The organism is Stenotrophomonas sp. GD03930, from assembly GCF_029839665.1.
Lineage (GTDB): Bacteria > Pseudomonadota > Gammaproteobacteria > Xanthomonadales > Xanthomonadaceae > Stenotrophomonas > Stenotrophomonas forensis.
This window is the reverse complement of sequence record NZ_JAOCAV010000005.1, coordinates 132787-147779: the sequence shown is the minus strand read 5'-3', so window position 1 is coordinate 147779 and position 14993 is coordinate 132787. Positions and strand designations below refer to the sequence as shown.

The following is a 14993-nucleotide window of genomic DNA, read 5'->3' as shown; positions in this document are numbered from 1 at the left end:
GACGGCGTTCCGCGCGGCTGCTGGTGGGTGTCGACCTGGGTCGACACACCGGGTTACAGCCCCTGCATCAATGCCATCTGCGCAGAATGCGGGGCTTCGTCGTGGGCCGGGGCACGTTTGTGGTAGATGCCCTCGGCGTCCAGTTCCCAGGCATTGAGGTTGTCATCCAGGTAGTTCTGCAGGACCTCGCGGTACACCCGCTTGACCAGTTCCGGATCGAGGATCGGGAAGCAGGTCTCGACCCGGCGCAGCAGGTTGCGTTCAAGCCAGTCGGCGCTGGCGCAGTACATTTCCGGCGCACCATCGTTGCCGAACCAGTAGACGCGGCTGTGCTCGAGGAATCGACCGACGATCGAGCGCACGCGGATGTTGTCCGACACGCCCGGCACGCCCGGTCGCAGGGTGCAGGCGCCACGGATGATCAGGTCGATCTGCACGCCGGCCTGCGAGGCGGCATACAGCGCGCGCACCACCTGCGGTTCGTTCAGTGCGTTCATCTTGGCGATGATCCGCGCCGGACGGCCCGCGGCGGCGATGCGGGTTTCGCGCTCGATGCGGCCGAGGATGCCGGTGTGCAGGGTGAAGGGCGACTGCAGCAGGCGCTTGAGCTTCATCTTCGACGCCAGGCCGGACAGCTGCTGGAACAGCAGGTGCACATCGTTGCCGATGTCCGCATCGGCGGTGATCAGGCTGATGTCGGTGTACGCGCGGGCGGTGCCGCTGTGGTAGTTGCCGGTGCCCAGGTGCACATAGCGGCGCAGCTTGCGGCCCTCGCGGCGAACGATCAGCAGCATCTTGGCGTGGGTCTTGTAGCCGACCACGCCGTACACCACCTGCACGCCGGCTTCCTGCAGGCGATCAGCCAGGCCCAGGTTGGCCTCTTCGTCGAAGCGCGCACGCAGCTCGACCACCACGGTCACATCCTTGCCGTTGCGCGCGGCCTGGATCAGTGCGTCGACGATCAGCGAATCCTTGCCGGTGCGGTACAGGGTCTGCTTGATCGCCAGCACGTTCGGATCCACCGCCGCCTGCCGGATCAGGTCCAGCACTGCGGTGAAGGCATCGAAGGGGTGATGCAGCAACAGGTCCTGGCGCGCGACGGTCTCGAATATGCCATCGCTGTCGCGCAGCGTGCGCGGGGTCATCGACGGGTACTTCAGGTCCGGCTGCGCGATCAGGTCGTACAGCTGGATGATGCGGTTGAGATTGACCGGACCGTCGATGCGGTACACGGCGTTTTCGGTCAGGCCGAAATTCTGCAGCAGGGTGCGCACGATGTCGCGCGGCATGTCATGGGCGATCTCCAGGCGCACCGCCGGCCGGTAGCCGCGATCGACCAGCTCGTCACGCAGTGCCAGCGCCAGGTTCTCCACTTCCTCCTCGTCCACCACCAGCTCGGAATTGCGGGTGACGCGGAACTGGTAGGCGCCCAGCACTTCCATGCCCGGGAACAGTTCATCGACGAAGGTCGACAGCACCGAAGACAGGAACACGAAGTTCTGCGGACCGCCAAGCTTTTCGGGCAGCTGGATGATGCGCGGCAGCGAGCGTGGCGCACGCACGATGGCCAGGTGGCCGGCGCGGCCGAAGGCATCGGTGCCCTTCAGCACCACCACGATGTTCAGCGATTTGTTGAGGATCTTCGGGAACGGATGCACCGGGTCCAGGCCCAGCGGCGACAGCACCGGCATGATCTCGTTGCGGAAGTACGCGCGCAGCCAGCGCTTCTGGCGGTGGTTCCAGGAGTGCCGGCCGAGCACACCGATGCCGGCTTCCGCCAGTGCCGGGCGCAGCGTCTCGTTCCAGCAGCGGTACTGCTGGTCCACCAGCTCGGCGGCACGGTCATGGATGGCGGTGAGGATGGTCTGCGGGCTCATGCCGTCCGGCGCCGGCGGCAGGCCGAACTCCTGCGCGTGGCGCACGGCAGCGGCGCGGATCTCGAAGAATTCATCGAGGTTGGTGCAGGAGATGCACATGAAGCGCAGGCGCTCCAGCAGCGGTACCTGCGGGTCCATGGCCTGCGCCAGCACGCGGAAGTTGAAATCCAGCTGCGACAGTTCGCGGTTGATGTAGAGCGCCGGATCACGCAGCGGATCGTTGTCCGGGCTCACGGGGAGGGGGAGGGATCCGAGGCTGCTCATGGCGTCATTCTTCGATGGAAGTCAGGGGGGCGGACTCGCGTGGGCGCACGTGGTCGGCATCGAAATGGCAGGAGAACACCGAGCCCTTACCGACCTCGCTTTCAATCTCCAGCCGCGCGTGGTGCAGGCCGAGGATGTGCTTGACGATGGACAGGCCCAGGCCGGTGCCGCCGCTTTCGCGGGAGCGGCTGCTGGAGACGCGGTAGAAACGTTCGGTCAGGCGCGGCAGATGCGTGGCCGGGATGCCGTAGCCGGAATCACGCACGGCCAGCACCGCGCCATCGCCTTCGCGGCGGAACTCGACGGCGATGCGGCCACCGGCCGGGGTGTAGCGCACCGCATTGGTGACCAGGTTGGAAAACGCGCTGTGCAGTTCCTTGGTCGAGCCCTGCAGGTCCACGCCAGCCAGATCGTCGATGCTGATCTGGTGGCGGCCCTGGCTGTGTGCTTCGGCTTCGCGGCGCAGGGTGGCCAGCATCGGCTGCATGGCCACGGTCTCGTCCTCGCTGTGCTCCTGCGATTCCAGCCGCGACAGGGTCAGCAGGTCTTCCACCAGCTGGGCCATGCGCTGGCTCTGCTTGCGCATTTCCTCCAGCATCGGCCCGGTGCCGGGGAAATCGTCCGGGTCCATCATGTCCAGATAGCCGTGGACCACGGTGAGCGGCGTGCGCAGCTCGTGTGAAACGTTGGCCACGAAGTCGCGGCGGACTTGTTCCAGGCGCAGCAGCTTGCTGACGTCGCGGGCGATCAGCAGCCAGTAGTCCGACGAATAGGGAATCAGGCGCAGGTTGAGGCGGATCGCCGGATCGACCGGCGAAGGCACGTCCAGGATCGGCTCGGCATTGCGGCCACCGGCCAGCCAGTGGGCCAGCGGCATCGGCTGCAGCCGTTCGACCAGCGCCTCGCCGAGATCACCGGGATGGTGCAGGCCGAGCAGGGCAGTGGCCGCTTCGTTGAACCACTGCACGCGCTGGCTGTTGCGGTCCAGCACCACCACCGCATCGGGCAACGCGGCGGCGGCAGCGCGATAACTGCGCAGCATGTCCAGCAGGCGGCGCTTGCGCACGCGCATTTCCACCTGGTTGCGGTACAGCAGGCGGTCCAGTTCGTTCCAGACGCCGGTGCCTTCGTCGGCGGTGTCCCAGCGCTGGCGCGCGGTCAGGCGGCGCAGCACGCTGCGCAGGCGCCAGTAATGCCAGGCCAGGGTAGCCAACGCGCCCAGTGCGATGCACAGCCACAGATGGCCCGAGAACCACCCCACCAGTCCGGCGAACAGCAGTACCGCGGCGACGGTAGCCAGGGTCTTCAACCAGGCAGAGCGGATGTGGCGGGGCATTGCGATCTCGTCGTTGAGGTGCGGCGGTTCACTGGGGTGAACCGAGGGTTATAGCAGAGTTGCCGGCACCGGCACCCGCGGGTGCGCGGCGCCGGCACGACGAGACTCAGGTTGCAGTAGAGAAGCGGTAGCCGGCGCCGCGCACGGTCTGCACCATGTTCTCGGCGTTGAACGGTTCCAGCGTCTTGCGCAGGCGGCGGATATGCACGTCGATGGTGCGCTCCTCCACGTACACGCTGCCACCCCAGACATGGTCCAGCAGCTGGGCGCGGGTGTAGACGCGCTCGGGGTGGGTCATGAAGAAGTGCAGCAGGCGGTATTCGGTCGGGCCGATCGGCACCGGCTGGTCGTTGGCGAACACGCGATGGGCGGCGCCATCGATGCGGATCGGGCCGACCGCCACGCTGCCGTCCTCGTCGTCCTCGCGGGCGCGGCGCATCACCGCACGGATGCGGGCCAGCAGTTCGCGCGCCGAGAACGGCTTGACCACGTAGTCGTCGACACCGGCTTCAAGCCCGCCGACGCGATCGTTCTCTTCGCCGCGGGCGGTCAGCATGATGATCGGCACTTCGCGGGTCAGCGTTTCCTTGCGCCAGCGGCGGGCCAGGTCCAGGCCACTGGTACCGGGCAGCATCCAGTCCAGCAGGATCAGGTCGGGCACGCGGTCGGCGATCGCGGTCTGCGCCTCGCGGGCATCGCCGGCGTGGACAGGTTCGTAGTCGCCCTTGCGCAGGGCGAAGGCGACCATTTCACGGATCGCGGGCTCGTCATCGACGATCAGGATGCGTTTCTGCACGAGGACACCGTAGGGCTCGGTTACTGGAGTGGTGCCAGTAGACTACGGTTTGATGACATGTTTGTGACTGCCTGGCCGGAACCGGCCTGGATTGCCATCGGTCGGTCATGCGGCGCTCAGCGGCGGTCGAGGTCGGGGTCCTGCACGCCCTGGCGGCGCAGTTCCAGCACGGTGGGGGTGATCGCTTCGATGCGCGCGTCCACCCGTGCCCGGCCGACATAATCCAGCGCCGGGTTGCGCTTGAGCGCCTGCAACTGGATCAGCGACTGCTCCGGACGACCGCTGAGGAAGGCGGCCTCGGCATAGGCCTCGCTGGCGCGCACGCTGTCACCGGCCAGTTCGCTGGCGCGGGCGTATCGCTGCTGGAAGACCGGATCGTTACCGCTTTGCGACAACAGCGGCCGCAGCATGGCCTGCGCGCGCTGGCCGGCCTCGCGGCTGCCCTGTTCGTTCAGGATCTCGGCATAGGTCAGGGCCACCGGGCGGCTGTTGGGGTGCTCGCGCAGCAGCTGTTCGAAGCGGCTGTTGGCCTGGGCGGCCTGGCCGGCGCGCGATTCGGCCTCGCCCAGCCCCAGCGCCAGCCACAGGTTGTCCGGGCGGGTCTGCAGCAGGGTGGCCAGGGTCTGCCGGGCCTGCCCGGCACCGGCGCGGCCGCCGCGCATGACGGCCAGGGCCTGGCCATAGCGCTGGGCGTCGTTCAGGCCATCCTTCTGGCGCTTGGCCATGTCGGCGTATTCGCGCTCCAGTTCGGCGGTGGAGTCGGCGCTGAGCACCCGCAGGCGCTCGCGTGCCCAGTCGAAGTCGCCGCTGGCACCGCGGCTGAGCTGGCCGATCGGGATGCGCAGCACGCTGCTGGGCAGCAGCGGATTGTTGCCGCGCAGCAGCGGTTCGGCCAGGCTGGGGTCAGCCGGGTCCACCCGCTCCCTGCGTTCGCCGCTGGGGGTGCTGGTGGTCAGCAGCACCGTGTCCTTCTTCATCTGCTCGGCACGGGCCTTGGCTTCGCTGATGCGGGTGATGTTGACCGGGTGGGTGCGCAGGAACTCCGGCACGCTGTAGCCGCCTTCGTTGCCACGCATCGCCGCCGCCATCCGCTCGAAGAAGCCGGCCATGGCGTCCACGTCGTAGCCGCTGCGGGCCAGGGTGCGGATGCCAAGGCGGTCGGCCTCGGATTCGTTGGACCGGGTGTAGTTGATCTGCCGCTGCTGCATCAGGCCCATGCCCGAGCTGATCGCGGCCATGGTCGCGTTGCCGGAGGAGGTGCTGTTGCTGGCCTGCGCGGCCACCACCGCGGCCAGCATGCCCAGCAGGATCGGGATCTGGTCGCGCTGGGCGCGCTCGACCCCACGCAGTACGTGCTGCTGGGTGACGTGGGCGATTTCATGCGACAGCACTGCCGCTACCTCGTCCTCGCGCTCGGCGGTCAATACCAGGCCGGCGTTGACCCCGATGTAGCCGCCCAGCGTAGCGAAGGCGTTGATCTGGCGGTCCTTCATCACGAAGAACGTGTACGGCTGCCGCGGCTGGTCGCTGTTGGAGCCAAGCCGGGTACCCATGGTCTGCAGCCAGTCGTTGACCAGCGGATCGTCGAGCAGATAACCGTAGTTGCGCAGCTCGCGCAGCATCATCGCGCCATACTCGGCCTGGCGCGCCGGGGTCAGCAGTTCGCCGGCCGAGGAGCCGATGTCGGGCAGCTTCTCCTGGGCCTGGGCCAGCGGCATGGCCAGGGCCAGGGTGATGGCGGTAGTCAGCAGCAGGGCTCGCAAGCGGAGGGTCCTCGGGCGGGGCGCGCCCAGCGTGGCAGGGCAGGGGGCAACCATTCGTTAATCCACAGTGTTGCGGCCGTGGCGTGGAAATTCCAGCGCACCGGTACCATATATGGATCGTCGATCCATCGTGGAGTTTCCCGTGACAGCCCAGACCGCCGGCGGTGCCCCCGCCATCACCATCTATTCCACCGCCGTCTGCCCGTACTGCGTGGCCGCCAAGAACTTCCTGAAGAGCAAGGGCCAGCAGTGGACCGAGGTCCGCATCGACCTGGACCCGGCCGAGCGCGAGAAGATGATGGCGCTGACCCGCCGCACCAGCGTGCCGCAGATTTTCGTCGGCGACGTCCATGTCGGCGGTTACGACGACATGATGGCCCTGCACCGTGAAGGCAAGCTCGAGCCGCTGCTGGCCGGGCAGGGCCAGGCATGAGCGCGGCCGACGACGGCAGCAAGGACCGCATCGCCGAGTTCACCGAATTCCGCAAGCGCATGAACGAGCGCATCCTGGGCGAACCGAACCAGGTGGTGCGCCGCTTCTTCGCGCTGGATACGCAGACCTACCAGGCCGGCGCGCTGGACGTGAAGACCAAGGAACTGCTGGGCTTGGTGGCCTCGATGGTGCTGCGCTGCGACGACTGCATCAGCTACCACGTGGCCCAGTGCAAGGACGCCGGGGTGACCCGCGAAGAGTTCTTCGAGACCTTCTCGGTCGGCCTGGTGGTCGGCGGCTCGATCGTGATCCCGCACCTGCGCCGCGCGGTCGATTTCCTCGACCAGCTCGAAGGCGGCGCCGCCGCCCCGGCAGCGCACGAACACTGAAGGAAGTGCCGGCCCTGGCCGGCATCGCCTGAACCCGACATGGCCGAAGTTGCCGGCCAGCGGCCGGCACTACCGCGCGCGCGCGGGGGGCCTTCCCCGCGATCCAACAGCCCAGGAGCCCCCTTGTTGTTCAAGGGGGCGCGCCGACAGGCGCGGGGATAAGGTGGGATGCGCGGGCAATTCTGCCTGAGCCGTGCATTGGGACCATGGTCTATTTGGGACCTTGGCCCCGGCTCAGGCATAATTGCCGGTGAAACTTCCTTTGCGCCGGCGTTTCCGGGCACGTCCGGACGGCGTTTTTCCCCCTGTTCGGAACATCGATCAATGACGCAGAAAATTACGGTCATCCGCGGCGACGGCATTGGCCCGGAAATCATGGACGCCACCCTGTTCGTGCTCGACCAGCTCAAGACTGGCCTGGAGTACGAGGACGCCGACGCCGGCCTGGTGGCCCTGGAAAAGCACGGCGACCTGATGCCGGCGGTGACCCTGGAATCGATCGCGCGCAACAAGGTGGCGCTGAAGAGCCCGCTGACCACCCCGGTCGGTGGTGGCTTCACCTCGATCAACGTCAGCCTGCGCCGCCACTTCGACCTGTACGCCAACGTGCGTCCGGCGCACACCTTCCCGAACACCAAGTCGCGTTTCGACAACGTCGACCTGATCACCGTTCGTGAGAACACCGAAGGTGCGTACCTGGCCGAAGGCCAGGAAGTGTCGGCCGATGGCGAGACCGCCTTCTCCGGCACCCGCATCACCCGCAAGGGCTCCGAGCGCATCGTGCGCTACGCCTTCGAGCTGGCCAAGAGCACCGGCCGCAAGAAGGTCACCGCCGTGCACAAGGCCAACATCATCAAGTCGACCTCCGGCCTGTTCCTGAACGTCGCCCGCGAAGTGGCCGCGCAGTACCCGGAGATCGAGTTCCAGGAAATGATCGTCGACAACTGCTGCATGCAGCTGGTGATGCGTCCGGAACAGTTCGACGTGATCGTCACCACCAACCTGTTCGGCGACATCATCTCCGACCTGTGCGCTGGCCTGGTCGGCGGCCTGGGCCTGGCCCCGGGTGCCAACATCGGCAAGGACGCGGCGATCTTCGAAGCCGTGCACGGTACTGCGCCGGACATCGCCGGCCAGGGCAAGGCCAATCCGTGCGCACTGCTGCTGGCAGCCGCGCAGATGCTGGACCACGTCGGCCAGCCGGAAAATGCCGAGCGCCTGCGCAAGGCGATCGTGGCCACCATGGAAGCCAAGGACTCGCTGACCGGCGACCTGGGGGGCACCGGTACCACCATGAGCTTCGCCCAGGCCATCGCCAGCCGCCTGTAAGCGGTCGGCCAGCCTCGGTTGGACCCACAGCGGGGCGCCTTCGGGCGCCCCGTTGCGTTTCTGCGCTTCTGTAGCGTCGAGCCATGCTCGACGGCTTTTGCTTTCTTATGGGGCTCACGCGAAGAGCAGTCGAGCATGGCTCGACACTACACTATCGGTCTGTGCGCTATCTGCACAGATCGTGTGCTGCTTCACTGCTGGTTCGTGCGCCATCCGCTCCGCATCCTGTGCCCACTTTCCACCGCACAGGAGTCGTCCGATGAACCTCACCGCCTTTGGCCTGGCCAGCCTGATCGGCATGGCCGCCACCGCCCCGGTCGTCGCCGCCGAGCCGGCCCATCCCACCATCCGCCACATGGCTGGCGCCCCGGTCGCCGCTTCGCTGGATGCGGCCAAGACCGCCGTGCTGGTGATCGATTTCCAGAACGAGTACTTCGATGCAAAGGCCGCGCCTGGCTTTGCCGGTGGCCGCATGGTCATCCCCGATGGCGTGGCCGCGCTGCGCCAGACCCGCCGCCTGATCGACTTCGCCGATGCCAATGGCATCCGCGTCATCCACGTGCAGCATGTGCTGCCAGCAGGTGCGCCGCTGTTCGCGCAGGGCAGTGCCAATGCCGCCTTCCATCGCGACATGCAGCCGCGGGCCGGCGAGACCGTGGTGCAGAAGGACAACGTCAGCGTGTTCGCGGGTGGCTCTGCGGCAGTGATCGACACCGCGCTGAAGCAGGCGGGCATCGACACCCTGATCGTCACCGGCCTGCAGACCCATGCCTGCGTGGCCGGCGCCGCCCGCGATGCCGCCGCGGCACCGCGTGGCTACCGGGTGATCGTGTCGTCCGATGCAACGGCCAGCCGCGACCTGGACCTGGCCGGTGGCCAGCACATCGGCCATCGCGCGCTGCACGAGGCCGCGCTGGCCCAGATCGAGGACACATTCGGCGATGTCATGACCACTGACGCGATCCTGGCGCTGCCGGTGCGCAAGGCCGGCGGCGGCGCTTGATAAGCTGGCAGGGCCCGCACATCGCGGGTCCTGCCAACCGGAGCCGCCCGCTGATGGATCAATTCGCCGCCCTGCGCGCGCTGCGTGCCATCGTCGATGCGGGCAGCTTCACCGCTGCCGCCGAGCGATTGGGGACGACCCATTCGGCCATGTCGCGGCAACTGCGGCAGCTGGAAGAACACCTGCAGGTACGCCTGCTGGACCGCAACAGCCGCCGGCTGTCACTGACCGAAGCCGGTCGCGACTACTACCGCGAGGCGGGAGCGCTGCTGGATCGCCTGCAGGAAGCAGATGATCGCGTGCGTGCCGGGCAGGCGCAGCCCAGTGGCATCGTACGTATCAGCGTGCCGCAGGTCGTGGCCAGCCAGGAGCTGCCGCATTGGCTGCCGTCGTTCCTGCAGCGCTACCCGCGGGTGGCGCTGGATCTTTCCGCCGATGATCAGCTGGTCGATGTGGTGGGCGGTGGTTTCGATCTTGCGCTGCGCATCGCACCGTCATTGCCGGACAGCCAGCTGGTTGCACGCGAGTTGGCCAGCTGCCCGCGCATCCTGGTGGCCGCGCCTGGCTATCTGGCGCGCCACGGACTGCCTCGGCAGGCGTCGGATCTCGCGCAGCACCTGTTGCTGGGTTTCAGTCCCACACCGGCGTTGCCGCCCTGGCAACTGCACGGGCCGCGCGGTGCTACCACGAGCATCGAGGCCGGGCAGCGCCTGCGCGTGGATGCCACGCCGGCGCTGTACGCCGCCGCGCTGGGCGGCATGGGCATCAGTCTGTTCACTGCGCTGACCGTGCAGGAAGACCTGCGTAGCGGCCGGCTGATTCGTGTGCTGCCGGCCTGGCACGCCGGACAGCGCCGCTACTTCGCGCTGTATCCGCATGCGCGTGCACTGGCGCCGAAGGTGCGTGCGCTGGTCGAGCATCTCGCAGCGCACTACGCTGCGCAGAGTGGCGCGGCTGGGTAGCCGTGCAACCGCAACCGAGGTGGTGATGGAGTCGGTCTATCTGCTGGTCGCGCTCGGCGCGATCGTCGCCGGATTCGTGCAGGGCCTGTCGGGTTTCGCGTTCGGCATGGTGGCGATGTCGTTCTGGGCGTGGGGGCTGGAGCCGCGACTGGCGGCAACGCTGTCGGTATTCGGCGCGCTGGTCGGCCAGCTGGTCGCGGTGTTCACCGTGCGCCGCGGATTCAACCTGCGTCTGCTGCTGCCATTCGTGCTGGGCGGTCTGGCGGGCATCCCGCTGGGCGTGATGGTGCTGCCGCAGCTGGACATGGAGTGGTTCAAGGCGCTGCTGGGGGGCTTCCTGGCGCTGTGGTGCCCGGTGATGCTGATGGCGCGGTCGTTGCCGCCGATCCGCGTCGGCGGTCGCCTGGGTGACGCGATCGCCGGCATGGCCGGTGGTGTGCTCAGCGGCATCGGTGGATTCGCCGGGCCCGTGCCGACGTTGTGGAGCACGCTGCGTGGTTTCGGCAAGGATGAGCAGCGCGCGGTCATCCAGAACTTCAACCTGGCGATGCTGGCGGTGACCATGGCCACCTATGTCGGCAGTGGCCTGGTGAACCGGCAGATGCTGCCGTATTTCGCCATCGTGGCGCCGGCCATGCTGGTGCCGGCCCTGCTCGGTGCGCGGGTCTACATCGGCATCAGCGAGGCGCGCTTCCGCCAGCTCGTGCTGAGTCTGCTGACCGCGTCGGGCATCGCGCTGCTGGCCTCATCGCTTCCGGCGCTGCTGGCGCGCTGATGCGTCAAAGGAAAAGGGCGCCACCCGGGCGCCCTTTGTCGTTTACGGCATGGCGTGGCTCAGCGCTGCTGGATCTTCGACAGCAGGCGCAGGAATTCGATGTACAGCCAGACCAGGGTCACCATCAGGCCGAATGCGCCATACCACTCCATGTACTTCGGCGCGCGCTGGGCCACGCCCGTCTCGATGAAGTCGAAGTCCAGCACCAGGTTCAGTGCTGCGACCACCACCACGAACAGGCTGAAGGCGATGCCCAGCCAGCTGGAGTCGTGGATCACCGGGACGTTGATGTTGAAGAAGCCCAGTACGAACGAGGCCAGGTAGAGCAGGGCGATGCCGCCGGTGGCAGCCACCACGCCCATCTTGAAGTTCTCGGTGGCCTTGATCACGCCGCTGCGGTACGCGAACAGCAGCGCGGCCAGCGTGCCGAAGGTCAGCAGCACGGCCTGGAACACGATGCCCGGGTACTTCATGTTGAACAGCGCCGAGACGGCGCCCAGGAACAGGCCCTCGACCAGCGCGTACATCGGTGCGGTGACCGGCGACCATTCCTTCTTGAAGATGGTGATCAGCGCCAGCACCAGCCCGCCGATCGCGCCGCCCATGGAATACAGCTTGGCTGCGCCCATGACCTCGCCGTACTCGTTGACGGACTGGTTCCAGGCAAAGGCTGCGGTCAGCACGGCCAGCAGCAGCAGGATGCCGGTCTTGTTGGCGGTGCCGTTGAGGGTCATCACCTGGCCGGGGCTGGTCACCACCGAGCCGCTGGCGAGGTCGAGGAAGGTCGACTCGGAAAGAGCCGGGTTGCCGCTGCGCATGCGTATTCTCCGTGCGAATGAGGGTCGGGACGGCCATCCGGCCGATGTCCGCGAGCATAGCCGATGACCATGCAGGGCGCCGTGGCGGATTCATGATCGGTCGCGCCTGCGTTGACAGTTCGCGATGGGCTTGGCGACAATGAACGACTCCCCGGGCCTGGCCCGAGGGGATTGCAAGACCGGGGTATAGCGCAGTCTGGTAGCGCGCCTGCTTTGGGAGCAGGATGTCGGGGGTTCGAATCCCTCTACCCCGACCAATCCCACGCCACGTCGGATTGGACATCGTTCCGGTTCGGGCGCCCGTAGCTCAACTGGATAGAGCACCGGCCTTCTAAGCCGGCGGTTACAGGTTCGATTCCTGTCGGGCGCGCCATTGGCGAGGCACCGGGGTCGTATCGGCAGATGTGAAGAAGTGCTTGCAAAAGCCCACAGACTCCACCAGAATATCGGACTCGCTTCGGCGGACGGGAACTTCGGTGACGGTCTCCAGGCAAAGGTTTGAGTTCCAGCGTCAGTGGTATCGGCGAGGGAGCAAAAGTTTCAGTGGTGGCTGTAGCTCAGTTGGTTAGAGTACCGGATTGTGATTCCGGTGGTCGGGGGTTCGAATCCCCTCAGCCACCCCACTGATTCAACCGCATCGGCGCAGCCGAAACGGTATTGCAATAAACAGAAAGCACGCTACAATGTGCGTCTGAGTTTCACGGGCCGTTAGCTCAGTTGGTAGAGCAGTTGACTCTTAATCAATAGGTCCAAGGTTCGAATCCTTGACGGCCCACCAAGACGGAAGCCACCTGGTACGCCAGGTGGCTTTTTTCTTATTAGTGTGACTCCTTCGTTGCGATGGATCACGCCCTGCGGAGTCCGGCCTGGTGCCGTTCTGCAGAGGCAGCGGGATGCAGTGCTGGTTCAACGATGTTGAAAAAAGCGCTTGCACCCACCGAGCGGATCGGGTCATAATTCGCGCCCCGATTTCGGGCTGTTAGCTCAGTTGGTAGAGCAGTTGACTCTTAATCAATAGGTCCAAGGTTCGAATCCTTGACAGCCCACCAGACGAAAGCCACTTGGTTCGCCAAGTGGCTTTTTTCTTGACTGCGCGCCGGGTTGCGCTTCATCCACGCATGGCGTGGATCTACTGAAGCGGTGCTGAAATCAGTGGCATATGCGTCATCAGTGTTTTCAATGCTGTGCGCTGCTTCTCACCGCATCGCGTTCTCCATCGAACCCAATGGATCTTCCGCGCCGATGGCGCATGCACGAAGGAAGATGTTGATGGCCGATATCAATCGACTGCGCATGATGGCGTGGGTTCCCGTCGCACTGGTGGCACTGGTGGCACTGGTGGCCTGCGCGCCCGGCAGTGATCCGGCGCAGACCGTCGAGCGCGATGCCAGCGTGGAGGCTGTTCCGGCACGGCCGGTATCGCCGGAGGGTGGCGCCGCCCCTGAGGCGGTGGAGCTGCGCGGCACCGACGAGGGGGGCGTGGAGGTCCGCGAAGCGGATCCAGCAGCCGGGCAGGGCGCTGCAACGGCGCCCGCCCGAACCGAACCGCCGCACTGAACCAGCGCCGTCCCGGAGGGCCGTTGCCCGCCGGGACGGCCATGTTCAGTTTTGTGCAGGACTTCCGCTTCCCGCCCCTGCCTGCGACAATGAACGCCTGTGCCGGCCACGCGAAAGTGGCGGAATTGGTAGACGCCCTGGATTTAGGTTCCAGTGCCGCAAGGCGTGGGGGTTCGAGTCCCCCCTTTCGCACCAGTGCCGGCCTGTCCCCGCCCTGATCGGGCCCTCTGCGCCCCTTGACCCGGCACGCGCTGGCAGTGCAGGCCGAATTGGGCGAAACTAAAGGGCTGCGGCAAGCAGGCGCGTCCCAGACGCCGTGTCCTTACAACCGTTTCATCCCAATCATCGAGCCGGGGGCCTGGGTCACCGGTGGCAGGAGTCAACATGCAAGCTTCGATCGAATCCACCGGCAACCTGGAACGCCGCCTGAGCTTCTCGCTGCCGGAAGACCGTCTGCAGAGCCACATCGTCGGCCGCCTGGGCGAAATCGCCCGCACCACCCGCATCAAGGGTTTCCGTCCGGGCAAGGTGCCGGCCAAGGTGATCGAGCAGCGCTTCGGCGCGCAGGTCCGTGGCGAAGCGCTGGACGGCCTGCTGCGCGAAACCTTCGATGCCGCCGTGCGTGAGCACGACCTGCGCATCGTCGGCAGCCCGCGCATCGACAAGGGCGACGAGGGTGAGTTCTCGTTCGTGGCCACCGTGGAAGTGGTGCCGGACTTCGGCGACATCGACGTCAGCAAGCTGACGGTCGTGCGCCACAGCGCCGAAATCACCGACGCCGACATCGACCAGATGATCGAGAACCTGCAGAACCAGCGTCGTACCTGGGCCCCGGTCAGCCGTGGCGCGCAGGACGGCGACCTGGTCGCCGTGGAAACCTGGTCGCAGGCCGGCGAAGAGCGCCTGCCGGCCGAAGGCACCGAGAAGGGTTCGATCGTGCTCGGCCAGGGCATGATGTTCGACACCATCGAGAAGGGCCTGGTCGGCCTGGCCAAGGGTGAAGAGAAGACCCTGGACGTCGAGTTCCCGGCTGACTGGCGTGTGCCGGTGCTGGCCGGCAAGACCGTGCAGGTCACCGTCAAGGTTGCCGAAGTTTCCGAGCCGGTCGTGCCGGCGGTCGACGAAGCCTTCATCAAGAGCTTCGGCGTGAAGGGGGGGGACGTCGAGCAGTTCCGCAGCGACATCCGTGCCAACCTGGAGCGCGAGCTGAAGGGCGCCCTGATGAACCGCCTGCGTCGTGAAGTGGGCGAGCAGCTGATCGCCGCCTACGCTTCGGTGGAAATGCCGCCGCGCCTGGTCGAGAACGAAGCCCGCGCCATGCTGGCCCAGCAGGTGGAGCAGATCCGCCGCAACGGCCAGAACGTCGGTGAGATCCCGGCCGATGCCCATGAAGGCTTCAAGGACGCTGCCGCCAAGCGTGTGCTGGTCGGCCTGCTGGTCGGTGAAGTGGCCCGTACCAACGACCTGCGCCTGGAAGCCAAGCGCCTGAACGAAACGATGCGCCTGATCGCTTCGACCTACGAAGAGCCGGAGCAGGTCATTGAGATGTACCGCAACGACCCCCAGCTGATGTCTGGCCTGCAGAACCGCGTGATGGAAGAGCAGGTGATCGACTGGATCGCCGAGCGTGCCCAGCACACCGAAGAAAAGCTGTCGTTCCAGGACGCGATCCGCCAGTAAGCCCGGGCGGA

General features: G+C 66.5%; 13 protein-coding genes and 6 tRNA genes. 14 read left to right on the top strand and 5 right to left on the bottom strand.

What is annotated here, in order from left to right; translation table 11 throughout:
• Positions 1-53: 53 nt before the first annotated feature.
• The 4 genes from ppk1 to N5C18_RS20670 all read right to left on the bottom strand — a co-directional run bounded on the left by ppk1 (position 54) and on the right by N5C18_RS20670 (position 6090).
• Positions 54-2141: a polyphosphate kinase 1 gene (ppk1, locus tag N5C18_RS20685; RefSeq protein ID WP_279945527.1), complete on the bottom strand. Its 2088-nt coding sequence runs from the start codon at positions 2139-2141 to the stop codon at positions 54-56.
• Positions 2142-2145: 4 nt separating this feature from the next.
• Positions 2146-3477: a phosphate regulon sensor histidine kinase PhoR gene (phoR, locus tag N5C18_RS20680; protein ID WP_008267063.1), complete on the bottom strand. Its 1332-nt coding sequence runs from the start codon at positions 3475-3477 to the stop codon at positions 2146-2148.
• A 106-nt stretch (positions 3478-3583) separates the two neighbouring features.
• Entirely contained in the window at positions 3584-4273 is a 690-nt protein-coding gene (gene phoB, locus N5C18_RS20675; RefSeq protein ID WP_005408258.1) for a phosphate regulon transcriptional regulator PhoB, read from the bottom strand.
• Between the two features lie 116 nt (positions 4274-4389).
• Positions 4390-6090 (bottom strand): M48 family metalloprotease, encoded by a 1701-nt coding sequence (locus N5C18_RS20670; RefSeq protein ID WP_279945526.1) that lies wholly within the window; start codon positions 6088-6090, stop codon positions 4390-4392.
• Positions 6091-6178: 88 nt separating this feature from the next.
• Here N5C18_RS20670 and grxC point away from each other — a divergent pair, with 88 nt between their 5' ends.
• The 6 genes from grxC to N5C18_RS20640 all read left to right on the top strand — a co-directional run bounded on the left by grxC (position 6179) and on the right by N5C18_RS20640 (position 10927).
• A complete protein-coding gene (gene grxC / locus N5C18_RS20665; protein WP_004154541.1) occupies positions 6179-6469 on the top strand; it encodes a glutaredoxin 3 in 291 nt (96 codons plus the stop codon).
• A complete protein-coding gene (locus tag N5C18_RS20660) occupies positions 6466-6858 on the top strand; it encodes a carboxymuconolactone decarboxylase family protein (RefSeq protein ID WP_004154542.1) in 393 nt (130 codons plus the stop codon). Before grxC ends, N5C18_RS20660 begins: the two co-directional genes overlap by 4 nt.
• Before the next feature lie 324 nt (positions 6859-7182).
• A complete protein-coding gene (locus N5C18_RS20655) occupies positions 7183-8187 on the top strand; it encodes an isocitrate dehydrogenase (RefSeq protein WP_014036138.1) in 1005 nt (334 codons plus the stop codon).
• 259 nt (positions 8188-8446) lie between these two features.
• On the top strand, positions 8447-9190 hold the full coding sequence (locus tag N5C18_RS20650) for a cysteine hydrolase (RefSeq protein WP_279945525.1): 744 nt from the start codon (positions 8447-8449) through the stop codon (positions 9188-9190).
• 53 nt (positions 9191-9243) lie between these two features.
• Positions 9244-10152 carry a LysR family transcriptional regulator gene (locus tag N5C18_RS20645; RefSeq protein ID WP_279945524.1) on the top strand — a complete coding sequence of 303 codons (909 nt, stop codon included), beginning with the start codon at positions 9244-9246 and terminating at the stop codon, positions 10150-10152.
• A gap of 25 nt (positions 10153-10177) precedes the next feature.
• Positions 10178-10927 carry a sulfite exporter TauE/SafE family protein gene (locus N5C18_RS20640; RefSeq protein WP_053451249.1) on the top strand — a complete coding sequence of 250 codons (750 nt, stop codon included), beginning with the start codon at positions 10178-10180 and terminating at the stop codon, positions 10925-10927.
• A gap of 59 nt (positions 10928-10986) precedes the next feature.
• Here N5C18_RS20640 and N5C18_RS20635 read toward each other — a convergent pair whose 3' ends face one another.
• Complete coding sequence (locus N5C18_RS20635) at positions 10987-11745, bottom strand: Bax inhibitor-1/YccA family protein (RefSeq protein WP_053511809.1); 759 nt, start codon at positions 11743-11745, stop codon at positions 10987-10989.
• A gap of 180 nt (positions 11746-11925) precedes the next feature.
• Between N5C18_RS20635 and N5C18_RS20630 the strand changes: the two genes are divergently transcribed.
• The 8 genes from N5C18_RS20630 to tig all read left to right on the top strand — a co-directional run bounded on the left by N5C18_RS20630 (position 11926) and on the right by tig (position 14982).
• Positions 11926-12002, top strand: a tRNA-Pro gene (locus N5C18_RS20630).
• A gap of 39 nt (positions 12003-12041) precedes the next feature.
• Positions 12042-12118, top strand: a tRNA-Arg gene (locus tag N5C18_RS20625).
• A 173-nt stretch (positions 12119-12291) separates the two neighbouring features.
• Positions 12292-12368: transfer RNA gene (locus N5C18_RS20620), tRNA-His, on the top strand.
• Positions 12369-12447: 79 nt separating this feature from the next.
• A tRNA-Lys gene (locus N5C18_RS20615) sits at positions 12448-12523 on the top strand.
• Positions 12524-12718: 195 nt separating this feature from the next.
• Positions 12719-12794 (top strand) — tRNA-Lys (locus tag N5C18_RS20610).
• A gap of 220 nt (positions 12795-13014) precedes the next feature.
• Complete coding sequence (locus N5C18_RS20605) at positions 13015-13302, top strand: hypothetical protein (RefSeq protein ID WP_279945523.1); 288 nt, start codon at positions 13015-13017, stop codon at positions 13300-13302.
• A gap of 110 nt (positions 13303-13412) precedes the next feature.
• Positions 13413-13497 (top strand) — tRNA-Leu (locus tag N5C18_RS20600).
• Between the two features lie 189 nt (positions 13498-13686).
• Positions 13687-14982 carry a trigger factor gene (gene tig, locus N5C18_RS20595; protein WP_008268226.1) on the top strand — a complete coding sequence of 432 codons (1296 nt, stop codon included), beginning with the start codon at positions 13687-13689 and terminating at the stop codon, positions 14980-14982.
• Positions 14983-14993 lie beyond the last annotated feature (11 nt).